17 protein-coding genes are annotated in these 22,781 nt (G+C 74.8%); 11 read left to right on the top strand and 6 right to left on the bottom strand.

Annotation, left to right across the window (positions count from 1 at the left end):
* Window positions 1–103: 103 nt before the first annotated feature.
* Window positions 104–1,036 carry a hypothetical protein gene (locus ACI79D_RS22885; protein ID WP_456920820.1) on the bottom strand — a complete coding sequence of 311 codons (933 nt, stop codon included), beginning with the start codon at window positions 1,034–1,036 and terminating at the stop codon, window positions 104–106.
* A 46-nt stretch (window positions 1,037–1,082) separates the two neighbouring features.
* Window positions 1,083–1,961 (bottom strand): sulfotransferase domain-containing protein, encoded by an 879-nt coding sequence (locus tag ACI79D_RS22880; protein WP_456920819.1) that lies wholly within the window; start codon window positions 1,959–1,961, stop codon window positions 1,083–1,085.
* Between the two features lie 130 nt (window positions 1,962–2,091).
* Here ACI79D_RS22880 and ACI79D_RS22875 point away from each other — a divergent pair, with 130 nt between their 5' ends.
* Genes ACI79D_RS22875 through ACI79D_RS22860 form a run of 4 tightly spaced genes read left to right on the top strand, consistent with a single transcriptional unit; the run spans window position 2,092 to window position 6,933 of the window.
* Window positions 2,092–3,504 carry a hypothetical protein gene (locus tag ACI79D_RS22875; protein WP_456920818.1) on the top strand — a complete coding sequence of 471 codons (1,413 nt, stop codon included), beginning with the start codon at window positions 2,092–2,094 and terminating at the stop codon, window positions 3,502–3,504.
* Complete coding sequence (locus ACI79D_RS22870; RefSeq protein ID WP_456920817.1) at window positions 3,501–4,838, top strand: lipopolysaccharide biosynthesis protein; 1,338 nt, start codon at window positions 3,501–3,503, stop codon at window positions 4,836–4,838. Before ACI79D_RS22875 ends, ACI79D_RS22870 begins: the two co-directional genes overlap by 4 nt.
* Entirely contained in the window at window positions 4,838–5,764 is a 927-nt protein-coding gene (locus ACI79D_RS22865; protein WP_456920816.1) for a sulfotransferase family protein, read from the top strand. The genes ACI79D_RS22870 and ACI79D_RS22865 overlap by 1 nt, the downstream gene beginning before the upstream one ends.
* Window positions 5,761–6,933: a glycosyltransferase family 4 protein gene (locus ACI79D_RS22860; RefSeq protein ID WP_456920815.1), complete on the top strand. Its 1,173-nt coding sequence runs from the start codon at window positions 5,761–5,763 to the stop codon at window positions 6,931–6,933. Before ACI79D_RS22865 ends, ACI79D_RS22860 begins: the two co-directional genes overlap by 4 nt.
* On the opposite strand, the gene ACI79D_RS22855 is transcribed toward ACI79D_RS22860, so the two are convergent.
* Together ACI79D_RS22855 and ACI79D_RS22850 are read right to left on the bottom strand one after the other, a co-directional pair.
* A complete protein-coding gene (locus tag ACI79D_RS22855) occupies window positions 6,905–8,128 on the bottom strand; it encodes a glycosyltransferase family 4 protein (protein ID WP_456920814.1) in 1,224 nt (407 codons plus the stop codon). The genes ACI79D_RS22860 and ACI79D_RS22855 overlap by 29 nt on opposite strands.
* A complete protein-coding gene (locus tag ACI79D_RS22850) occupies window positions 8,125–9,036 on the bottom strand; it encodes a sulfotransferase family protein (RefSeq protein ID WP_456920813.1) in 912 nt (303 codons plus the stop codon). The genes ACI79D_RS22855 and ACI79D_RS22850 overlap by 4 nt, the downstream gene beginning before the upstream one ends.
* Before the next feature lie 126 nt (window positions 9,037–9,162).
* Between ACI79D_RS22850 and ACI79D_RS22845 the strand changes: the two genes are divergently transcribed.
* The 4 genes from ACI79D_RS22845 to ACI79D_RS22830 all read left to right on the top strand — a co-directional run bounded on the left by ACI79D_RS22845 (window position 9,163) and on the right by ACI79D_RS22830 (window position 16,665).
* A complete protein-coding gene (locus ACI79D_RS22845) occupies window positions 9,163–10,668 on the top strand; it encodes a sugar transferase (RefSeq protein WP_456920821.1) in 1,506 nt (501 codons plus the stop codon).
* A gap of 147 nt (window positions 10,669–10,815) precedes the next feature.
* Entirely contained in the window at window positions 10,816–12,330 is a 1,515-nt protein-coding gene (locus ACI79D_RS22840; protein WP_456920812.1) for a hypothetical protein, read from the top strand.
* A 515-nt stretch (window positions 12,331–12,845) separates the two neighbouring features.
* Window positions 12,846–14,807, top strand: a complete 1,962-nt coding sequence (locus tag ACI79D_RS22835) for a multicopper oxidase domain-containing protein (RefSeq protein WP_456920811.1) — start codon at window positions 12,846–12,848, stop codon at window positions 14,805–14,807.
* A 211-nt stretch (window positions 14,808–15,018) separates the two neighbouring features.
* Window positions 15,019–16,665 (top strand): fibronectin type III domain-containing protein, encoded by a 1,647-nt coding sequence (locus ACI79D_RS22830; RefSeq protein ID WP_456920810.1) that lies wholly within the window; start codon window positions 15,019–15,021, stop codon window positions 16,663–16,665.
* 167 nt (window positions 16,666–16,832) lie between these two features.
* Here the strand turns inward: ACI79D_RS22830 and ACI79D_RS22825 are convergent, their stop codons facing one another.
* Window positions 16,833–17,762, bottom strand: a complete 930-nt coding sequence (locus ACI79D_RS22825) for an EamA family transporter (RefSeq protein ID WP_456920809.1) — start codon at window positions 17,760–17,762, stop codon at window positions 16,833–16,835.
* 70 nt (window positions 17,763–17,832) lie between these two features.
* On the opposite strand from ACI79D_RS22825, the gene ACI79D_RS22820 reads away from it, so the two are divergent.
* Together ACI79D_RS22820 and ACI79D_RS22815 are read left to right on the top strand one after the other, a co-directional pair.
* Complete coding sequence (locus tag ACI79D_RS22820) at window positions 17,833–18,690, top strand: LysR family transcriptional regulator (RefSeq protein ID WP_456920808.1); 858 nt, start codon at window positions 17,833–17,835, stop codon at window positions 18,688–18,690.
* 94 nt (window positions 18,691–18,784) lie between these two features.
* Window positions 18,785–20,353 carry a PP2C family protein-serine/threonine phosphatase gene (locus tag ACI79D_RS22815; protein ID WP_456920807.1) on the top strand — a complete coding sequence of 523 codons (1,569 nt, stop codon included), beginning with the start codon at window positions 18,785–18,787 and terminating at the stop codon, window positions 20,351–20,353.
* Window positions 20,354–20,395: 42 nt separating this feature from the next.
* Here the strand turns inward: ACI79D_RS22815 and serA are convergent, their stop codons facing one another.
* Window positions 20,396–21,601, bottom strand: a complete 1,206-nt coding sequence (serA, locus tag ACI79D_RS22810) for a phosphoglycerate dehydrogenase (RefSeq protein WP_456920806.1) — start codon at window positions 21,599–21,601, stop codon at window positions 20,396–20,398.
* A 154-nt stretch (window positions 21,602–21,755) separates the two neighbouring features.
* Here serA and ACI79D_RS22805 point away from each other — a divergent pair, with 154 nt between their 5' ends.
* Window positions 21,756–22,778 carry a zinc-dependent alcohol dehydrogenase family protein gene (locus ACI79D_RS22805; protein WP_456920805.1) on the top strand — a complete coding sequence of 341 codons (1,023 nt, stop codon included), beginning with the start codon at window positions 21,756–21,758 and terminating at the stop codon, window positions 22,776–22,778.
* The last annotated feature ends 3 nt before the right edge of the window (window positions 22,779–22,781 follow it).

Genomic DNA, 22,781 nt, shown 5'->3' with positions numbered 1-22,781 from the left:
CCCCCCCCCCCCCCCCCCCCCCCCCCCCCCCCCCCCCCCCCCCCCCCCCCCGCCCCCCCCCCCCCCCCCCCCCCCCCCCCCCCCCCCCCCCCCCCCCCCCGCGTCAGGGACGTCGAGGACGCAGCGCCTGGGCGGCCCCCACGGCGCCGGCGGCGAGCACCACGCCTGCGGCGACGCCGACCAGCACGCTCTGCCGCAGCGACCCGTTGGCCCGCTCCTCGGGCAGCTCGGCGGCCTCGCTCACGTAGGCCAGCGCCTGCGAGTCCTCGAGCACGCGCAGGTCGACCTCCAGGCCGGAGATCTGGGTGTTGAGCTGCCGGATCTGGGCCTCGAGCGGGTCGAGCTCACCGGACAGGCTGCGCTGGATGGCCAGCCGCTGGTTGAGCAGCCGGGACAGCTCCACCGGGTCTGTCTCGGTGGCCACCGCCTCGTCGAGAGCGGCGACCGGCGCCAGGATCTCGGTGCGCCGGGCGTTGAGGCCGTCGCGGTCACCGGTGAGCAGGTCGCGCAGTCGGGTGGTCTGGGCGACGTCGGCGTCGTGCCGCGCGCTCACGTAGGTCTCCGCCCAGGCCTGCGCGGTCTCCTGCGCCTCCTCCGCGTCCCCGGACTCGGCGACGAAGAGGAGCGCGCTGGAGTCCAGCTCGGTGCGCACGTCCACCTCGACGTCGTTGCCGGCGGCCTCCCGGGCCTGGTCCTGGAACGCGTCGCTCTGCACGTACTCCAGCTCGGCCTGCGGCGTGCGGGTCAGCACGCCGGCCGTCGTCCCGCTGGTGCGGGGGAACAGCTGGCGGCTGTCCTCGGTGCGCACCAGGACCTCGGCCTCGGACCGGTAGACGGGGTCGATGACGTAGAGCGAGCCGATCGAGACGGCGAGCACGACGAGGAACGTGAGCAGCGCCAGCCACCACCACCGGCCCAGGGCGGTCAGGTGATCGCGCAGGCCGGTGCCCGGGTCCTCGTGCCGCCTGGCACGGGGCACGCCGTCGCCCGGGTCGGGGGCCGTGCGCGCGGTGTCGTCAGCAGCGGTGTCCAGCACGGCGGGAAAGGTACCGGGTGGACCCCGTGGTCCGTCTGCTATCGAGTCACGTGTTCCATGCATCGAGTGACCGACCGAGCACCCCGGCGAGCTCGGCGTTGGGCGCGCGGAACCGCTCCCGCAGGCGGGCGGCCGTGTCCGGGTCCATCGGCGGGAAGGAGGCCGGTCCGGCGTTGAGCCGGTCGACGACGTCGCGTACGCGGTACTTGACCCGGCTGGGCACCCGGGCGAGCAGGGTGCGCAGCGGACTCCCCGGCTGCTGGCCGGCGAGGACCGCTCGCGCCAGTCTCGCCGACCGCGCGGTCCGGGCCTCGTTGTGGCCGCGGGTGACGTCGGGTGCGAAGGGTGGCAGGCCCGCGAGCTCGAACACCTCCGCACACACCCGCCCCGCGTCGGCGCGCAGGTCCTGGGACAGGTAGACGCGCCGTCGCTCCGGGGGCAGGACGGCGAACAGCTCGCGCACGTGCGGCGCGTACACCCCGTCACCGGCGTAACGCATGTCCCGCGCCCGCGGCGGCGTGCTCGCCGGGCGGCCGGCCTCCCGCTCCAGCCCCTCCTCGAAGGTCGCGGCGTCCTCCCAGCCGCGCAACCGGGCGTAGTGGAAGTGCGAGTAGGCCCGGGCGACCGGGTCCCGGAGGACGGCGACGACCACGGCCGAGGTGCTCTCGGCGATCCGGCGGACCGCGACCGGGTCGTACATGGCCATGGTGTGCTTGGCGACGAGGGGCGCCGACCCCACCGAGGGCGGGAAGTACTTCTGCACGGCCGCGTCCCACCCGCCGGCGAACTCGTCGTCCCGCCCGAAGAACGGCATCTCCGGGTGCACGTGCGCCCGGACCTGGGGGTGGTCGGCGAGGTACCGGAACAGCGCGGTCGAGCCGCTCTTCGGGGCGCCGACGATCATGAGACGGGGGCCTTCACACACCGGCGGGATGTTAGGGCAGAAAGCCCGGGATCACGCGGATCCTGCGTTACCCTGCCCACTCCGTCACCGATCGGGGGGACGGTGAGGGCCGGCGGACGGCGGTGCGTCCGGCGCAGGACGGGGGGCGGTCGTGGTCGTGCCGGTCGTGGCCGTCGTGGCCTCGTTCCTCCTGTGGGCCTGGGTCTACCGGTCGCTCGTGCGCCATCCGCTGGACTTCATGGCGCTGACGCTGTACTACCTCGCGCTCCAGCTGCTGTGGCGTCCGATCCAGCTGGTGGTCGGCCTGGACACGCCCTTCCCGACCGAGCTGTTCCTCGACCGGGACGTCGCGGGGCTGATCGTCCACGGCCAGGCCGCCGTCGCGGTCTTCCTGCTCGCGCTGTGGGTGGGCGCCCGCCACCTGACCTTCCTCGTCGGCCCGGCCGAACTGCTGTTCCCCCGGACGAGGGGCCCGCTGTCACCGCGGGTGCTGCTGCTCCTCGCCCTGGGAGTGGGCGCCCTGGCGTTCGCCGTGACCGCACTGCTGTGGATCCGGTACGGCGGGCCGGCCGGGCTGCTGAACGCCTCGAAGGTCGAGCACGACGTCGCCGAGAGCCGGGCGCTGCGCTCGATCCCGATGCTGGCCGCCCTCTTCGCGGTGGCCGCCTTCTTCGCCCCGGCTCGGGGGGCTTGGCTCCAGCGGCTCGTGGCCCTCGGGCTGATCGCGCTCAACGCCTACCTGAGCTGGACGTGGGGGGCCCGGGACATCCCGGTGATCTCCGCCATCGCGCTGCTGGCGGGATCGCTGGTCTTCAGCAGGACGGGGCACGAGGTGGAGGGCCGCAGCGGCTGGCAGTGGCTGCGCGACCCGCGCTGGCGACGGCGGTTCTTCCTGGTGCCGGTCGTGGCCCTGCTGCTGGCCTTCTCGCTGCGCACGGCCCGGGACACGGTCCTGTGGGGGGAGCTCGCGCCCACCCTCGAGGACCAGACCACCGTGCGCCAGGTGGCCGTGGCCACCAACAACACCTTCTACGACTCCCTGCTGCTGATCCTCGACGACTGGCCCGACGAGTTCGACTTCCGCGGGGGCGAGGACTTCGTCGAGGGCACCGTCGCGGCGGTGCCGTCGTCCATCGCCGGGGAGCAGGAGCCGTTCCTGACCCCCGCCGTGCGGCTGGCGCAAACCTACATCGACCGCAACAACGGCTTCCCGTCCACACCCGTCGGCGACTGGTACCTCAACCTGGGCTGGCTCGGTGTCGCGCTCGGCGGACTGCTGAGCGGGGTGATCGTCCGCGCCGGTCAGCTCGCGTTGCGGCGGTTCTCCCGGGACCCGCTGGTGTGGGGCTTCAGCCTCGTGTTCGCCGTCCGGGTCTTCCCCGGCGGCCTGTGGGCGGTCTCCATGCCCAAGTGGGTGGCCATCGGGGTGCCGATCATCGCCGTCGCCGTGGTGATCAACCTCTTCCTCCGCCGCTCCTCCCCCGACGGGCCGGACTCCCCGTCCCCCCTGCCCGCACCGCCGCGCTCCGGCGAGACGCCCGCGCCCGGGTCTGCCCGCCCTTGACCGCGCCGACGTCCCGCCGACCCGGGCCGGCCTCACCGCGCAGCAGCCTGCGGCGCGATGCCGGGCTGGTCGCCGTCGGTCAGCTGGCGGCCGTCGTCAGCGGGTTCCTGCTCACGCTGTTCGGCGCCCGGACGCTGCCGCCGGACGAGTTCTCCGCGCTGTCGTGGGGGCTCGCCTGGCTGGGCTACCTGGCCGTGCTCGCCCAGTTCGGCCTGACCCGGGTGGCCACGATCGCCTTCGCCGGCCCGGGCGCGCCGGAGCAGGTGCGGACCCTGCGGCACCTGCTCGTGGCCCAGACCGTCGGCGCAGTCGCCGTGGTGGCGGTGTGGTGGGCCGGGATCGGCCCCCTGGCGGCCGGCGCCGGGACTCCTCCCGAGGTCTACCGGCCGCTGGTGCCGGTCATCGCCCTGTGGCTCCCGGCGGCGGCCTTCGGCCCCGTCGTGGTGAACGCCCTCCGGGCCCGCGGACGGTTCGGGCTGGCCCTCACCTTCGGTGAGCACGTCCGCCGCGTGGTCCTGATCGGCCTGCTGCTCGCCCTGGCCGCCGCGGTGACGTGGCTGCCCTCGCTGGAGGCGGTCCTCTGGTGGGCGGTCGCGATCGAGACCGGGGCCTACCTCGTCGGCGTGCTGGTGCTCCGCCGGGCCCTCGGCGACGCGCCCGCCCGAAGCGGGGAGCCCGCGGAGTCCCCCTGGCGGATGCTGCGCGGCGGCAGCGCCTTCGTCCTCGCCACGCTGGCCGCGGTGACCGTCCCGCAGGCCGGCGTCTGGTTGCTCGCGGCCATCGCACCGGTGGAGGAGGTGGCCCTCTTCTCCGTCGCCGTCCGGATCGCGCTGCTGGTCGCGGTCCCGGTCGCGATCGGTCTGCGGACCCTGGCACCGCGCTTCGCCGCCGCGTCGGCCGCGGGCCGCCTGGCGTCCCTGGAGGAGCCCGTCCGGCGCTTCGCCGTCTGGTCGACCGTGGCCATCGGGGTCGCCGTGGTCGGCCTGGCCGTCACCGGGCCGGTCGTGGTGCCGGCCGTCTTCGGTGCCCTCTACGCGGACGCGGTGGTCCCCGCGCTCGTCATGTGCGTCGGTGTCCTGGCCAACGCCTGGACGGGCCCGTGCGCCGGGGTGCTGTCCCACACCGGCCACGAGCGCACGGTCGCCGTCAGCGCCCTGGTCTCCTCGGCGGCGTTCTTCGCGTGCGGCGCCTGGTGGGGGTCGGAGTGGGGCGCGACCGGGGTGGCGGCCGCGGCAGCCGTCGCGATGAGCGGGCACAACCTGCGCCTGGCGCGGGTGGCCCGCCGGAGGACGGGGATCCGTACGACCGCCCGTCCGGCACGGAGAGGGACGTGATGCTCGGACCGCAGTTCCTGGTCATCGGCGCGGCGCGGTCGGGGACGACCGCGTTGTACGAGTACCTCGAGGAGCACCCCGGGCTGTTCCTCACCGATCCGAAGGAGCCCCACTACTACGCCCTCGCCGGCGCTCGGCCCACGTTCACGGGCCCGGGCGACCGGGAGACCATCAACCGACTCGCCGTCACCGATCGCGCCGCGTACGGCCAGCTGTACCGGGGTGCCCGGCCCGGCCAGCTCCGCGGCGAGGCGTCGGTGTCGACCCTCTACTACCCGGCGGCGGTCACGCGGCTCCGCGACGAGGTGCCCGACGCGCGGCTGATCTGCGTGCTGCGCGATCCCGCGGACCGGGCCTTCTCGGCCTACACATTCATGCGCACCCGCGGCTGGGAGCCGTGCGACACGTTCGAGGCGGCCCTCGCCGACGAGGCCCGCCGCATCGGCCACGGCTGGCACCACATCTGGCACTACACCGGGATGAGCCGGTACGGCGAGCAGGTGCAGCACGTGCTCGACGTGTTCCCGCGCGACCAGGTGCTGGCGCTGCGCCACGAGGACCTCGTCGCCGACCCGGACGACGTCCTGCGGCGGGTCTACGCGTTCCTCGGGGTGCCCGCCGTGGAGCGCACCGTCGAGCCGGACCCGCACCGGTCGGGTGAACCACGCAGCCGTTTCCTCAGCCGGGTCGTGTCCCGTCACCACCCGCTGAAGAAGCTGGTCCGGCCGCTGCTCCCGGTGCCGCTGCAGCGTCGGCTCCGGCGGCAGATCGTCTCCCGCAACATCGTGCGCAGCACCTACCGCGACGAGACCCGCGCCGAGCTGGTCGAGACCTTCCGGCCCGACGTCGAGCTGACCGAGCGGCTCACCGGGCTGGACCTGTCCGCGTGGCGGGACCCCGCGGGGCGGCCGGAGCGCCCGGCGTGACCGCCGTGCACATGACGCTCCGGCTGCCCGACCGCACCGGGGCGGCCAAGATGGCGCTCGGCTTCGCCCGGGCGCTGGTGGACGACGGCTGCACCCTCACCCTGCTGCACGGAGCGCCGCCCGCGGCGGGGCCGAGCATCCTCCCCGACTTCGCCGCTCTCGGCGCGCGCACGGTGCCCGAGCCGCGGCTGGAGCGCCCCTGGGACCCGCGGCTGGTGCCGGCCCTGGCCGCGCAGGTGCGTCGCGACGGCGGGGGGTGCGTCATCGGCGTCAACCAGCGGGACCGCGTGCCGGCGCTGCTGGCCGCCGCGCAGGCGGGGGTGCCCGGCGTGCTCATGGTGCAGAACCAGCACCACTTCTGGGGCCCGGCCCCGGTCGCGGCGCTCAAGCGGCGCAGCTACCGGACCGTGGTGGCCCGCCGGACGACGCTGGCGGTGTGCACGTCCACCGTCGTCCGCGACGAGATGACCGGGTTCGGCGTGCCCGTCGAGCGGACCGTCGTCCTGCCCAACGGCATCGAGGTGCCGCCGCCGGTCGAGCTGACCGCGCAGGAGCGGGCCCGGCTGCGCGCGGAGATGGGCGCCCGCGAGGGCGAGCTGCTGCTGCTCAACGTCGGCCGGCTGGACCCGCAGAAGGGCCAGGACCTGCTGCTCGCCGCGCTCGGCCGGCCCTCGGTTCTCCCGGTGCACGTCGCACTCGTCGGCGCCGGCGGCAGCTCCGGCGCGGCCCGGCGCACCGGCGGCTACGAGGCGGGGCTGCAGCGGCTGGTCGGCGAGCTCGACCTCGGCGACGCGGTCACCTTCCTCGGCTGGCGGGACGACGTCGCCCGACTGCTGGCCGCCGCCGACGGGTACGTGCACACCGCCCGCTGGGAGGGCCCGGCGCTTCCGCTGGCGGTGATGGAGGCGATGGCCGCCGGCTGCCCGACCGTGTTCACCGACTGCTCGGGTGAGCCGCCGGTGTTCGAGCAACCCCGGGACGGGCTCATCGCCCGCAGCGGCGACCCGGCGGCCATCCGCGCCCGGATCGCCGAGCTGGCCGAGCTGCCGGCCCGGGACCGGGCCGCGATGGGCGCGGCGGGGGCGGCGCTCGTCCGCGAGCACTACCGCGTGCAGGACCTCGGCCGGACGTTCGCGGGCCTCATCCGTGGCGTCCTCGCCGCCTCCTGAGGAGCCGTCCCCGGCCCCGAGGGGGCGCGAGGAGCAGGTGGTCGTAGAGCTCGACGTGCGCCCGGACCATCTCCTCGGGGGCGAACCGCTCGACGAAGCGGCGCCGCCCGGCCGCGCCGAGGCGAGCGGCCAGGTCGGGGTCGGTGAGCACCCGGACCAGGTCCCGGGCCAGCCCGTCCTCGTCGCCGGCCGCGGACAGCAGCCCGGTCTCGCCGTGGACGACGACCTCCGGGACGCCCTCGACGGCGAAGCCGACCACCGGCTTGGCCGCGGCCATCGCCTCGAGGTTGACGATGCCGAAGGCCTCCCAGCGGGAGGGCAGCGCGAGGACGTCGATCCCTCGCATGACCTCGGTGAGGTCGTGCCGCCACCCGGTGAAGTGCACCCGGCCGGTCAGGCCCAGGTCGGCGGTCAGCCGCTCCACCTCCGCCCGGCGCGTGCCGTCGCCGACCACGACGACGTGTGCGGCGGGCACCTGCGCGGTCACCGTGCGGGCGGCCCGGACGAGGTGGTCGACGCCCTTCTGGTCCTCCACCCGGCCCACCAGCGCGACGAGGAGTGCGTCCTCGGGGAGGCCGAGGCCCGCGCGCAGGCGGGCGCGGTCGGCCGGGGTCGCGTCGCCGACCTGCTGTCGGCTGGAGTAGTGGATGACCGTGGTGCGTGACGCCGGGACGACGCGGTTGCGGACGCCGACGTCCCGGATGAACGCCGACCCCGCGACGTAGTGGGTGGTGAACAGCCCGAGCAGCCGCTCCACCGCCCGGAACAGCGACCGCCTCGGCTGGGGCACGGCGGCGTGCCCGGCGTAGGCGTGCAGCATGTGCACCCGCACCGGCGTCCCGGCCGACCAGGCCGCCACCCGGCCCATCGCGCCGGCGATCGACGTGTGGGTGTGCACGACGTCGTAGCGCTGCCGGCGGATGTCGGCGCGGATCCGGAGGAACTGGCGGACCAGCTCGACGGGGCCGTCGGGCGTGGCCTGCTTGAAGTGGCCGGTGCCGTGGGACGGCGCGTAGTCGACCACCCGCAGCCCGGTGGCGCGGATCTCGTCGTCCAGCGGGCCGCCGCCGGACAGCGCGACCGACACGTCGAAGCGGTCGGGAGGCAGCAGGGTGGCGAGCTGGAGCAGGTGCTCGGCCGAGCCGCCCACGGTGATGCCGGTCAGCTGCAGCACGCGGACCCGGTGCCCGCTCACCGCACCCCCTCCGCACTGGGCCAGGGCAGGCGGCGGCCCAGCACGTCCTGCAGCTCCCGTAGGTCGCCGGCGAGGGATGCCGCGAGCCGGCGCCGGGTCCCCGGGTCGACCGTCTCCCGCCGCAGGTTGGCCGAGCGGATGCGCTCCCGGTGTCGCTCGGGCACCACCCGCTTCACCAGCCGCCGGGCGGCCGGGGAGCGGCGCACCACGTTCAGCGCTCCGGCCACCCCGCGACTGCGCGGCAGCCCGCCCTCGTTGACCCGGCGATCGGTGTGGACGTCGACGTCCGGGTCCACGCCGAGGAACGCGAACACCCGCCGCAGCTCCCCCGCCGGGTCGGCCGCGAGCTCCTCCTGCGTGAGCACCAGCAACCGGTCCCCGAACGCATCCGCGAACGGGGCGAGCTGCTCGGCGTAGCGGCTGAGCCGGGCGAAGTGCCACATGTGGCTCCACCCGGCCGCGATCCGATCCTCCTCGGCGGCCAGCCCCTCCTCGAAGCTGCCCGCGTCGTGCCCGCGGCTGCGCAGGTACTGCCAGCTGGAGAACGCCCGCTCCACCGGGTCGCGCAGCACGGCCACGACCCGGCAGCCGGGCGCGCAGTACCGCGCGATCGCGGGTACGGACGCGGCCGGGTACGCCAGCGTGGTCACCGACCCCTCTCCCCGGCGCGCCTCGGGGCGCCCGGCGAACAGCCGCAGCCAGGCCTGCGGGTCGCGGACGGCGACCCGGTTGACCAGGTCGTCGTCGCCCGGGCCGGTGAACCGCGGTGCGCCCTCCGGGAAGGCGAGGAAGTGCGGCTCCTTGGGGGTGGAGAAGAAGACGTCCGGGTGCTCGCCGAGGAAGGAGGCCAGCGCGGTCGTCCCGCTGCGGGCGGCCCCGATGACCAGGAAGTCGGGGGCGTCGGTCACCGCGCGGATGCTACCGGCGGTCCGCCCCCGCACCCCGGTATTGGGGATGCGTCGGCACCTCGTGCGGGAGTGTGCCCCGGCGCTCCGGCCGACGACCCTGGACCCACTCAAGCAGCGGGGGTGGCCATGATCGACGTCGGCGGGGGGCCGGTCCGGGACGTGCTGGACCCGGAGCCCGTCCTGGAGGTGCCGGACGGGCGGGTGCGCTCGGCCGGAGCCGCGCGCCCGGACGCCGCACCGCTCCTGATCGGGGCCGAGCCCCGCGAGCAGCGCGCCGCGATCCGTGCCCTGCTGGTCACCGTGGACACCGCCGCGCTGGCGCTGCCCGCGGGGTGGCTGGGCGGGTCCGCCGTGGTGACCGCCGCCCTCGTCGTCCTGACGCTGGCCGCGCTGGCCGCCGCGGGCGCCCACCGGCCCCGGATCTCGCTGTCCGCCCTGGACGAGGCGCCCCGCCACCTGCCCCGGCTGGCCGTCGGGCTGCTGCTGGCCACCCCCGTCGGGTACGTGGCCGGCGCCGACCTGGGCCTGGCGGTGCACGCGCTGTGCGCCGTGCCGTGCTTCGTCCTCGGCCGCAGCCTCTCCTACGCCGCGATCCGCCGCGCCCGGCGCTCCCTGGCGGTCGGCTCGGCCACGCTGGTGCTCGGGGGCGGCCGGCTGGGCATGGACCTGCTGACCACCCTCGACGAGCACCCCGAGTACGGGCTGCGCGGCGTGGGCTTCCTCAGCGACGGCTCCCCGCTGGACGGGCGCGAGCCGCTGGGCCACCTGGAGGACCTCGACCTGGTCCTCGACACCTACGGCGTCCGCACGGTCGTCGTCGCCTACGGGCCCACCCGCGAGGCCGACCTGGTCGACCTGGTGCGCAGCGCCGCCCTCCGCGGCGTCGAGGTCTACATCGTCCCGCGCTTCTTCGACGTGGGGCTGTCGCCCAACGGCGCCGACGTCGAGGACCTCTGGGGCATCCCGCTGCACCGGGTCCGGCGGGCCGCGCTGCGCCGCGGGGTGTGGCGGGTCAAGCGCCTCGTCGACGTCGCCGTCGCGGGCACGGCGCTGACCGTCCTCGCCCCCGTGCTCGCCGTCCTGGCCCTCGCCGTGCGGGTGAGCAGCCCCGGCCCGATCCTGTTCCGCCAGGTGCGGGTGGGGCACGCCGGCGAGGAGATCGCGATCCTCAAGTTCCGCACCCTGCGCGTGGCCGCACCCGAGCCGGTCGGCGAGCCGGTGCACGCCTCGACCCGCAGCACCATGCACGCCCGGCAGATCGACGTCGAGCGCCGGCAGACAGCGATCGGCACGGCGCTGCGCCGCACCAGCCTCGACGAGCTGCCGCAGCTGTGGAACATCCTCCGCGGCGACATGTCCCTGGTGGGCCCCCGCCCCGAGGAGCGGCGCTACGCCGCCCAGTTCGCCGACTCCGTGTACGGCTACCGCGACCGGCACCGGCTGGCCGTGGGCCTCACCGGCTGGGCCCAGATCCACGGGCTGCGGGGCGAGACCTCCATCGAGGAGCGCGCCCGCTTCGACAACTCCTACATCGAGCACTGGTCGCTGTGGCGGGACCTGGTCATCCTGGTCCGCACCGTCGCGGCGGTGCACCGGCAGGCCTTCACGGCGGTGCGGTCCGCCACCCGGTGAGCGGAGCCCGCCACCACTCCCCCGCGCCGGCCCCGGAAGCGCGGTGCGCTCTCACGGACGGAGACCCGCATGGAGCACCTCTCCCCTCCTCCCGGCACGACGGGCGACTCTCGTCGCTCTGCCGACGGTCGGCTGACCAGGCGTGGGTTGCTGGTCCTGGGCGCGACCGGGCTGGGCGCCGCCGGGCTGTCCTCCATCCCGGCGCTCGGCCGTGACGGGGCCGCTCTCACGCACCCGGAGGGGCCGGCGGCGGTCTCGCTGGCCGCGGGAGAGACCCTCCGGGCCGGCACCTTCGGCGCCGTGGGCGACGGGCGCGCCGACGACACCGCCGCGGTGCAGGCGATGCTCGACGAGTCGGCGACCACGGGGCTGGTCGGCGTGCTGCGGCGCGGCACCTACCGGTGCACCGCGAGCCTCCTCGTGCGGCCGGGCACCCAGCTGCACCTCGAGCGCGGCGCCCGGCTGCAGAAGGACTGGGCGGCCCAGCCCGGCCTGGTCAACGCGTTCCTCCGCAACGCCGACTTCGCCGAGCGCGTGGACGGGGTGCGGATCACCGGCCCCGGGTCGATCGGGGCCGTGGACCACGGCCGGACGGGGGTGATCCTGGCGCTCTACGGCAACGACGTCCTGCTGCGCGACGTCACCATCGACACCTACGCCGGCGGCCAGGCGATCATGTACGGCGGTGACCGGGGCCGGGCCGAGCGCGTGCGGATCCGCAACAGCGCCGCCGACACCGGCACCGGAGGCATCCGGGTCTTCGCCGGGAACGACTTCCGCGGCATCGGCTGCCACGTCGAGTCGGGCGACGACTGCCTGCAGTTCGTGCCGATCGGCGACCCGACCGGGCTGTTCTACGGGATGGACATCGCCCGCGGCAGCTACGTCGGCTGCACCGGCGTCAGCTCGGTGAGCCGCTTCATGGTGGCCCTGCTCGAGCACACCAAGGGCGAGGAGGTGATGGACGCCTCCATCCGTGACTGCTCGTTCGTCGAGTGCCGGGGCGCGGGCGCCAACCGGGGCATCGTCGTGAAGAACACCCACAGCACCGGGGTGATCGAGCGGGTGTCGTTCACCGACTGCTCGGTGGACATGGCCGCCGCCGCGGACGCCGGCACCCAGGAGATCCGCATCCAGACGGACCCGGCGACCTCGGGCGCGATCCGGGACGTCACCTTCACGCGCACCTCGATCATCCGCCCGGTGAACGGTCCGCTGCGGGTCGGCGGCCCGAACATCAGCGGCCTGACGTTCGACGGCTGTACGTTCACCGCCCCGTCGGGCGTCTCGGACCTGTCCGTGGTCGTCAACGAGGCCTCGCAGGTCCGGTTGCGCCGGTGCACCTTCACCGGGGCGCCGGGCAAGCGGCAGCTCGTCGCCGGTCCCCAGGGCCCGGTGACCGACCTGACGGTGGAGGAGTGCCGGTTCACCGGCATCCCCGACGGCGGGTGGGCGGTCGAACTGGTCGGCGCCAACGGGGCCCGGGTGGCCGCCTCCACGTTCCAGCAGGCGCCGGGGGCCACGACCGCCCGCGCGATCCGGGTGATGCCGGGGGCCGGCGGCGTCGTCATCGAGGGCAACGACTTCACGGGCATCAGCCACCCCGAGCCGATCCTCGACCGTGCAGCGGGGACCACGCTGAGCGGCAACCGCGGCCTCTAGAGCCCGCACCCGCGACCGGTACCCGGGCGATCCGTCGCCCGGGTACCGGTCGCTGCCGTGTGAACGGCGCACGTCCACTCCGGCACCACCCATGAGGCTGGTTCGGCCAGGGGTGTGCACCCCCCCACCACGACCGGGCGGGGGCCAGGGGGCGCGCTCCCGTAGCGCCCGTCACCCGCCACACCCGGCACGTCCGTCGGCCGATCCCCGACCGCCGCGGAATGGTCGCCCGATCTGGGCAGAGAAATGCGGTCGTCCATTTCTCGTCGTCAGAGAAATGCGCAGGACGCCAGATTTCCTGTCACGCTCCGTCACGTCGTGTGTGCATGTGCGCAGGTGCTCCGTACGCAGGAGCAGTGGATCCTCACCCACAGTGATGGTTCTGCGGTTGCCGCCGTCCACTCCCCCCACTTTTCGGGATCACCGCTCCCCCCTCGCCGCGGCTGTGAGAACTGCGATCTGACCTGCAGTCTCTTCCTCAATCAGCCCGGGGATCTGCTCGAGGAGCCATTCAGATGGAGACGCCCAACCTCAACCGACGCGACGTGCTGAAGCTGTCGGCGGCCGGCACGGCAGCACTGGCGCTGCCCGTGACGGGGGTCCTCTCGGCGGCAGCGGCGTCCGCACTGCCGGCCAGCAAGATGCCGGTGCCGTACGCGGCCGCCTTCAAGGCCCCGCCGGTGCTGGAGCCGACCGTCACCGACGACGTCCGGAGCAACGTCTTCGGCCACGTGCCCGACGACTACGTCCCGCCGACCACTGGTGGCCACCAGCCGGGCGAGCCGATCACGGGGTCGGAGTACCTGGGCACGGACTACTACCGGATCACCGAGACGAACACGCAGGTCCAGTTGATCCCGGGCATCTGGACCAAGATGTGGTGCTACGCCGGTCAGAAGCCGGATGGCTCCCTGCTGCGGTCGGTCCCCGGGCCGACGATCCGGAGCTACCTGCAGCCCGACCCCGACAACCCCGGCAGGAAGATCCCGCGCAGGACGGTCATGCAGGTGATCAACAGCCTGCCGAAGCGCCACCCCACCCTGGGCTACCTCCCCTGGACCTCGTTGCACCTGCACGGCTCGCCGTCCAAGCCGCAGTACGACGGGTACGCCGGCGACCTGACCAACCCGGGCGAGTGGAAGAGCTACCAGTACCCGAACAACTGCACGCCGCGGACGCTCTGGTACCACGACCACGGGGTGCACCACACCGCGCAGAACGTCTACATGGGCCTGGCCGCCCAGTACCACCTGGTGGACGAGGAGCTGGAGATCGGCCTCCAGATCCCCCGCTGGGACCGGCAGAAGGCCGCCGAGGGCAAGCCCCAGTACGAGTTCCCGCTGGTCCTGAGCGACGTCATCTTCGCCGCCGACGGCCAGCTGCTGTGGAACGACGACAACGAGTCCGGGGTCTACGGCGACGTCATCCTGGTCAACGGCGTGCCGTGGCCGAACATGAAGGTCGAGCCCCGCAAGTACCGGTTCCGCGTCCTCAACGGGTCCCTCGCGCGCGGCTACCGGCTCCGGCTGAGCAACAACATGCCGTTCAAGGTGATCGCCACCGACGGGGGGTTCATGCAGAACTCCCAGGAGGTGACCACCTTCACGATCGGGATGGCCGAGCGCTACGAGATCATCATCGACTTCAAGGACCTCAAGGGCACCAAGGTCCAGCTGGTCAACGACGGCGTCCCGAACGCCCGCGACTTCGACCACACCGGCAAGGTGATGCAGTTCGAGGTGGGCAAGGGCGTCACCAGCTTCGACGGCAACCAGTGGCCCAGCGCCCTGGGTGCTCCGCACCCCGTGATGACGCTCAAGGCGGCCGAGCGGTCAGCGGTCCGGCACATGCGCCTCCACAAGAGCAACAGCCTGTGGAAGATCAACGACACGACGTGGGACGACGTCGTCAAGTCGAAGTACGAGTACGTCTTCGCCAACCCCGCTCGCGACGCCGTCGAGATCTGGGACGTCGAGAACTCGTCAGGCGGCTGGTTCCACCCGCTGCACATCCACCTGATCGACTTCCGGGTGCTCAGCCGGACCGTGAGCGGGGTGGTCCAGCCGCCGCGCCCCGAGGAACGCGGCCCCAAGGACGTCGTCTACGTCGGCGAGAACGAGACCGTGCGCCTGCTCATGCGTTTCGAGCACGAGGACGGGCGCTACATGATCCACTGCCACAACCTGTCGCACGAGGACCACGACATGATGTTCCAGTACCAGGTGGGGCATCACGACATCGACTGCGACTCGATCAACAGCGACCCGCCGAGGCCGCTGCCGGCCCCGGACCTCGTGCCCCAGCAGCCGCCGGCTGCCGAGGCCCCGGCTCCTGAGGCCCCGACCGCCGAGTCGAGCACGGATGCCTCCGCGCCGGCCACGGACTCCCCGGCACCCGGCACGGACTCCACCGCGACGGACCAGTCGGCCGGCGCGCCGGCGTCCGAGACCCCGGCGGGGACCGCCGCGGGGGCCTGAACCACCGGCCTCGGCCCCGGAGCAGCCACCGGCCGTTCCGGGGCCGAGGCGTGCGTGCCGGGGACCCCCGGGGACGTCGCAGCCGGGCATCCGCGCAGGTGGTCCCCCGGGTTGGGGGTCGGGCCGCCCCCACGGAGCGGCTGTCCGCGCACGGTCGCGGTGACCAGTGTCCTTCGATGACGAGCCGTTTCACATGGGGAGGAACGACGAGATGAGAACCCGACAGCACGAACCCGGGAGTCCGCGCGGGCGGACACTCCGGGGCTGGGCGCGCCGGCTGGTGGTGCCCGCCGCCGCGGTCGCCCTGCTCCCGCTGGCCCTGGCGCCCACGTCGCAGGCGGCGACGGTGATCACGGTGCCGAACCCGGGTGGGCTGGCCCAGGCCGGCCCGGTGGACCCCGCCTACGGGTACCCGAGCTGGTACGAGGACAACAAGGGTCTGCGGCTGGAGGCCTGCGTCGACCACCTGAACGCGCTGTGCAACATCCCGGTGGCCGAGGTCCCCAACCCGTCGGCGCCGGTGTCCTTCCCGAACAACTGGCCCGCGGAGTTCTTCTACCAGCTGGTCGAGGCCGACGTGGCCCTGCGCGGCGGCGGCACGGCGACCCTCGTCCTCGGCCTGGAGGGCGCCTGGCTCAACGAGGTGGTCAACCCCGGCGACCAGACCGTCTTCGCCCGCGTGCGGGTGGACGTCGACGGCGGCGTGGCCAACACGACCTACCGGTTCAAGCACCCGTTCGGCGAGCTGACCGTCGACACCGACGAGCGTGGCCGGGGCCGGTTCGTGCAGGACGTCTCGCCGGCGCTGGGCAACTTCGAGACCCCGCTCGCCGGGAACTTCGGACCCTTCCTGCGCTGGCGGCCCGGCGTGCTGCCCAACCCACCGGCGGGCTACGTCGGCGACCCGAACGTGCCGCACCAGGTGTCCGGCAGCCCGTTCAACTTCAACCGGTTCACCGCCTGGCAGGGCACCCTGCAGGAGGGCACCACCGACCTGTTCAGCATCTCCGGCAAGATCGCGACCAACACGGGGCTCACCGTCGACCGGGCCGGCGTCAACGGCGGGTTCCTCGACGTGTTCGCCACCAGCAAGGGCACCACGCTGGAGGTCGCCGGACAGGACGGGCGCTTCGCCACCACGCCGATGGCCAAGGACCCCGGCAGCGGCCGGTTCTACGCCCGCATCCCGCTCCAGGCCGGTGCCGCGCTGCCCACCGAGGTCACCGTGCGCAACACCGGTGACAACCCGGTCAGCAGCAAGGTCTACAAGATCAGCGGGGTCACGGTGAACCAGGCCGGCTACGACGGCACGAACCTCACCGTGGCGGCCACGGCCATCGCCCCGGCCACCTACCCGCTGGAGGTCGTCGGCTACAAGGACGCCACCGGCGCGGCCTTGAAGCTGACCTCGGCCGACCCGGTGACCATCCCGAGCCTCGCGCCGCCGGCGACCGTGACGGTCAAGGACGCCGCCGGCACCACGGCCACGCTCCCGGTGACCATCGTGGGTGGCCCGGCCACCCCGACCGGTCCGCCGACCGGCGGCGGCACCACCCCCGACCCCGCCGCGCTGCCCGGCGCCCCGACGGGCGTCCAGGCCACGGCCGGGGACGCGCAGGCGAGCGTCACCTGGGTCGCGCCCGCCAGCACCGGGACCTCGCCCCTGACCCGGTACCTGGTGACGGCGACCGACGCGGCCGGCGTCGTCTACCGGGCGTTCGCCACGCCGGACACCACCTCCGCGGTCGTCGAGGGCCTGGTGAACGGGGACCGCTACACCGTGCGGGTCCGGGCGGTGAACGGCTCCGGGGTCGGACCGTCGTCCGCGCCGGTGACCGTCACGCCGGCAGCGCCGTGAGTCATCGTTCCCGGCCGGGAGACGCCGGCGGGGAGTGAGACCGACCGAGGGCCCGTCACCAGCCGGTGGCGGGCCCTCGCGGCGTCAACGGGCGTGCGCGAGCCGCCGGCCCACGGACGGCTCCTGGGCGGGCCACCGGGAGGTCGGGCCACCGGGAGGGCGGCAGGTCAGGAGGGCGGTGTCGTCCGCGCGAGGACGGCCGGCTCGGGCGCCGGCGCGGAGTCCTCGCCGCCCGCTGCGGCGTCGCGACCGGAGGTGGTGACCGCGACGGCGTTGGCGAGCACGACCACCGCGATCCCGAGCCACTCGTGCCCGGCGGGCACCTGGCCGAGCAGGACCGTGCCGGCCAGCGCGGCGAGCACCGGGTGGACGCTCATGAACACGCCGAAGAAGCGCTGCGGGACGACGCGCAGGGCGGTCAGGTCCGCGGCGTACGGGACCACCGACGACAGCACCCCGGCCGCCACCGCGTAGGCCAACGGCGCCCCGGTCAGCCGTCCGGACCCCGCCAGCAGGACGAGCACCGGGAGGTACGCGAGCGCGCACAGGGCCGTGGCCACCGCGGGGGCCTGCAGGCCCGGCAGCCGCGCGCCGGCGACCCGGTTGAGCACGATGTAGGCCGCCCAGCACGCGGCGGCAGCGACCCCCAGCCCCAGCCCCGCGTAGTCGCTCGACGGGCCGGGCAGGACCAGCACGTAGACGCCGGCGCCGGCCGCCGCGGCGATCAGCAGGTCCCGCCGCGAGCGCGAGACGGCCAGGGCGACCGCCAGCGGGCCGAGGAACTCCAGGGTCACCGCCAGCCCCAGCCCGATCCGGTCGATCGCGGTGTACAGCGACAGGTTCATGCAGCCGAACACGACCGCCAGCAGCAGCACCGGCCACCACTGCCCCCAGGTCATCCGCCGCCACGGGGGCCGGGCCACCGGCAGCAGCACGACCGCCGCGACCACCTGCCGGGTCGCCACCACCCCGACCGGGCCCAGGGAGCCGAACGCGTGCGCCCCCAGCGCCGCCCCCACCTGGTTGCTCACCGCGCTGCCGAGCATCGTCCCGACGCCGCGCAGCAGGGTGCCGCCGCGGTTTCCCTCTCTGGTCACCTGCCCGAGTGTGGGCACGGCCGGCTCATGAGGGAAATGCCTTATCCGCTGCTGGCGATACGCTACGCGCATGGATCCGGAGGTCCGGCACCTGCGGGCGCTGCTCGCCGTGGTTGACGCCGGCACCTTCACCGGGGCGGCCGACACGCTCGGCACCTCGCAGGCCTCCGTGTCGCGCACGATCGCCGCGCTGGAGCGCGCGCTGGGCGCGCGGGTCCTGCAGCGGACCACCCGCGAGGTGTCGCTGACCCCGCTCGGCGCCCGGGTCGTCGGGCACGCGCGCCGCGTGCTGGAGGAGGTCGCCGCGATCCGGCGGGCCGCCGACCAGGGCGGCGGGGACCTCCGGGTCGGCTACGCCTGGTCCGCGCTCGGCCGGCACACCACGGCGGTCGCGCGCCGGTGGTCCGAGGACCACCCGGGTGCCGCGCTGGAGTTCGTCCACGCCAACACCCCGACCGCCGGCCTGGCCGAGGGCATCGCCGACGTCAGCGTCCTGCGCCGTCCGGTCGACGACGCGCGGCTGCGCACCTCCCTGGTCGGCACCGAGCGGCGCTACGCCGCGGTGGCCGCCGACGACCCGCTGGCCCGCCGCCGCAGCCTGAGCCTCAACGACTTCGCCGGCCGTACCATCGCCGTCGACCCCCTGACCGGGACCACCAGCGAGCAGCTGTGGTCGTCCCCGGCGGCACCGGCCGCCACCCGGACCGTCCGCGGGATCGAGGACTGGCTCACCGTCATCGCCGCCGGCCAGGCCGTGGGCATCTCCGCCGAGGCGACCGCGGCCCAGCACCGGCGGCCCGGCGTGGCCTACCGGCTCGTCCGCGACGCCCCGCCCGTGCCGGTGTGGCTGGCCTGGTGGGCCGACAGCCCGCCGCCGCACGTCGACGCCTTCGTCCACCTCGTCTGCGAGCAGTACGCCCGCCGCTGACCCGGGTGTGGCGCGCGTGCGCCGCCCCGGGGTGCCCGCGGTCGGCGAGCCGAGGACGGGGTGCCGGGCTGTCGAGCGGTACCGTGCGCCCACCATGCTCCGCAGCACGCCCGGGCGGGTCGCCGCTGTCGTCGCCGTCGTCCTCCTCGCGGTCGCGGCCGTGCTGGCGGTGCTCGCCGCGCAGGTGAACGCCCGCGCCGAGACCGACGCCCTGGAGCGGGAGGTCGCCCAGGCCGGCACCGTGCTCACCACGCAGATCGCCGTCCTGACCACGCAGCTGGCCGACGCCGGGCAGGTCGCCACCGCCACCAACGCCAACCCCGGCGCCTTCCAGCGGTTCGCCGCCGCCCGGATCTCCGGGTCCAGCGGCATGGCGCTGTCGTTGTGGCGGGCCGGCGGCGGATCGGCCGAGCAGCTGGCGGCGCAGGGCCCGGACCCCGTCGGTCCCGACGGCGAGGGGTTCGCCGCGTTCCTCGCCGGCGTCCCCGGCGACGGCACGCTCGCGGTCAGCGGCATCCTGCCCGGCGACCCGGCCCGCCTCGGCTACGCGCTGCGCCCGGCCGGCGACACCGCCGGGCTGGTGGTCTACGCCGAGTCGGCGCTCCCGCCCGGCCGGCGCGTGCAGGTGCCGCCCGACGAGGCGTTCGGCGGCCTGGACTTCGCCGTCTACCTGGGCGGCAGCGCGGCCGACGAGCAGCTGCTGTACTCCACCGGCCCGGTGCCGATCGCCGGGGAGACCGCGCGCACGACGGTGCCCTTCGGCGACGACTCGATCACCGTCGTGGGCGCCTCCCCGACGAGCCTCGTCGGGGGCCTGTCCTCGGCGCTGCCCTGGATCGTCGTCGCCGTGGGGCTGCTCCTCGCCGCGGGCGCGGCCACCCCAGCGGCCGCGATGTCCCGGCGGCGGTCCGAGGCCGAGCGGCTGGCCGCGGACAACGAGCGGCTCTACCGGCAGCAGCGCAGCATCGCTGGCACCCTGCAGCACGCGCTGCTGCCCGAGGTGCCGACGGTGGACGGCGTCGAGGTCGCCGCGCGCTACGTCGCCGGCGTCGACGAGCTCGAGGTCGGCGGCGACTGGTACGACGTCGTCCCGCGCGGGCCCGGGCGCTGCGTGTTCGTCGTCGGCGACATCTCCGGCCGCGGCCTGCCGGCGGCCACCACGATGGCCGAGCTGCGCTTCGCGGTGCGCGCGTACCTCAGCCAGGGCGACGACATCGACGCCGTGCTGGCCAAGCTGCGCCGGCTGCTCGACGTGGCGGCCGACCACCGGTTCGCCACCGTGCTGCTCGGCGAGCTGGACGCGGGCGCCGGCCGGCTGCGCGCGGTCTGCGCCGGCCACTTCCCGCCGGTGCTGCTCACCGACGGCGGCGCCCGGTCGCTCGAGGTGCCCGTCACGCCGCCGATCGGCGTGGAGGACCCGGCCCCGCTCCCGGCCACCGAGTTCGTCGTCCCGGCCTCCGGCACCCTGCTGGCGTTCACCGACGGCCTGGTCGAACGTCGCGGCGAGGTCATCGACGCCGGCCTGGACCGGCTGCGGGCCGCGGGGGCGGCGGTCGTCGACGGGCAGCCCCTGCCGCAGGCGCTGGACGCCCTGATGGGTGCGCTCACCGGCGAGGGCGGACACGACGACACGGTGCTGCTGGGGATGCGGTGGACGAGGTGACCGGCCGGCCCTGACCCCCGGCTGGACGTGGTGGAGCGCGGGTCAGGGGCGCCCGGGGAAGGTGGTCAGGCGGACGGTCTCGGGCAGCGCCGTCAGCGCGGCCAGCAGGGCCGGCGGCAGGTCGCCGTTGACGTCGGTCACGACGTAGCCGAGCTCGCCGCGGGTGGCCAGCACCTGCCCGTCGACGTTGAGCCCGTGCTCGCCGACCAGCGCGTCGGCCCGGGCCAGGACGCCGGGCACGTTGCGGTGCAGCAGCGCGAAGCGGGCCGCCGAGGAGCCGTGCAGCGCCACCGCGGGCAGGTTGACGCTCAGCGTCGTCGTCCCCGTGCGGGTGTAGTCGGCCAGCTTGCCGGCGACGAACCGCCCGATGTCGTACTGCGCCTCCTGGGTGGACCCGCCGACGTGCGGGGTGAGGATGACGTTGGGCAGCCCGCGCAGCACCGAGTCGAACGGGTCGCCCTGCTCCTTGGGCTCGTCGGGGAACACGTCGATCGCCGCGCCGGCGATGTGGCCGCTCTCGATGTGCTCGCGCAGCGCCTCGTGGTCGACGACGAACCCGCGGGAGAGGTTGAGGAACAGGCTGCGCCGGCGCATCCTGGCGAACTGCTCGGCGCCGAACAGGCCCGCGTTGCCGGCCCGCCCGTCGACGTGCAGCGTCACCGTCTCGGCGCGCTCGAGCAGCTCGTCCAGGCTGCCGCAGGCTTGCGCGTTGCCCAGCGCGAGCTTGTCCTCCAGGTCGTAGAACAGCACCCGCATGCCCAGCGCCTCGGCCAGCACCGACAGCTGGCTGCCGATGTTGCCGTAGCCGACGATGCCCAGCGTCCGCCCGCGGATCTCGTGGCTGCCGGTGGCCGACTTGTCCCAGGTCCCGGCGTGCAGCGCGCGGTCCCGGTCGCTGAGCCGCCGGGCCAGGCTGATGATCTCCGCGATCGCCAGCTCAACGACGCTGCGGGTGTTGGAGTACGGCGCGTTGAACACCGCGACGCCGGCCGCGGCCGCCGCGGCCAGGTCGATCTGGTTGGTGCCGATGCAGAACGCGCCGATCGCCGCCAGGTCGGGGTGCTGCTTGACGACGGCCGCGGTCACCTGCGTCTTCGACCGGATGCCGAGCAGGTCGACGCCATCGAGCGCGGCGGTCAGGTCGGCCTCGTCCAGCGCTCCCCGCTGGGACTCGACCTCGTAGCCGGCGGTGGACAGCAGCTCCACCGCCACCGGGTCGATGTTCTCCAGCAGCAGGGCTCTGGGCATGTCGGGCAGTCCTCCTCGAGAAACGGGTCGCCGCCGATCCTCGCAGCAACGTTCGCGGAGGACCCGGCCGCCACCGAGGATGGGCGCAGAGGTGTCGACCACCCGGCCTCCCACGCCGCCGGCCCTCCCCCACGATCGAGAGGAACTCCCGCCCATGCGAGGAACCGTCCTGTACGCCCCCGGCGACGTCCGCGTCGAGGAGCGCGAGATGCCGCGGATCGAGCAGCCCACCGACGCGGTCATCCGCCTGGCCGCCGCCTGTGTGTGCGGCTCGGACCTGTGGCCCTACCGCGGCATCGAGCCGGTGAGCGGGCCGTCCCCGATGGGGCACGAGTACGTCGGCATCGTGGAGGAGGTCGGCAGCGACGTCCGCACCGTGGCGCCGGGGCAGTTCGTCGTCGGCTCCTTCTTCGCCTCCGACAACACCTGCGAGATCTGCCGGGCCGGCTACCAGACCCACTGCGTCAACCGGCAGCCCGGCGCCGCCACCGGCGCGCAGGCCGAGTACACCCGCGTCCCGCTGGCCGACGGCACCCTCGTCGCCACCCCGGGGATGCCGTCGGACGACCTGGTGCCCGGCCTGCTGGCCGCCTCGGACGTGCTGGGCACCGGCTGGTTCGCCGCCGTCGCCGCCGAGGCCGGGCCGGGCCGGACCGTCGCCGTCGTCGGCGACGGCGCGGTGGGCCTGCTCGGCGTGCTCGCCGCCCGGCAGCTGGGCGCCGAACGGGTCATCGCGATGAGCCGCCACGAGGCCCGGCAGCAGCTGGCCCGGGAGTTCGGCGCCACCGACGTCGTCACCGAGCGCGGTGACGAGGGCGTGGCGCGCATCAAGGAGCTCACCGACGGCCTGGGCGCGCACTCGGTCATCGAGGCCGTGGGCACCCAGCAGTCGATGATGCAGGCCATCCGCGCCACCCGCCCCGGCGGGCACGTCGGCTACGTCGGCGTCTCCCACGACGTCGCGCTGCCCGGCGAGGAGCTGTTCTTCTCCGGCGTGCACCTGCACGGCGGCCCCGCCCCGGTGCGCCGGTTCCTGCCCGAGCTGATCGACCTGATCTGCACCCGCGAGATCGACCCGGGCAGGGTCTTCGACCTCGAGCTGCCCCTCGACCAGGCCGCCGAGGGCTACCGGGCCATGGACGAGCGCCGCGCGATCAAGGCCCTCCTGCGTCCCTGACCC

Source organism: Geodermatophilus sp. SYSU D00708, assembly GCF_054050115.1.
The sequence above is the reverse complement of the archived record's forward strand: the minus strand, read 5'-3'. Positions and strand labels throughout refer to the sequence as shown.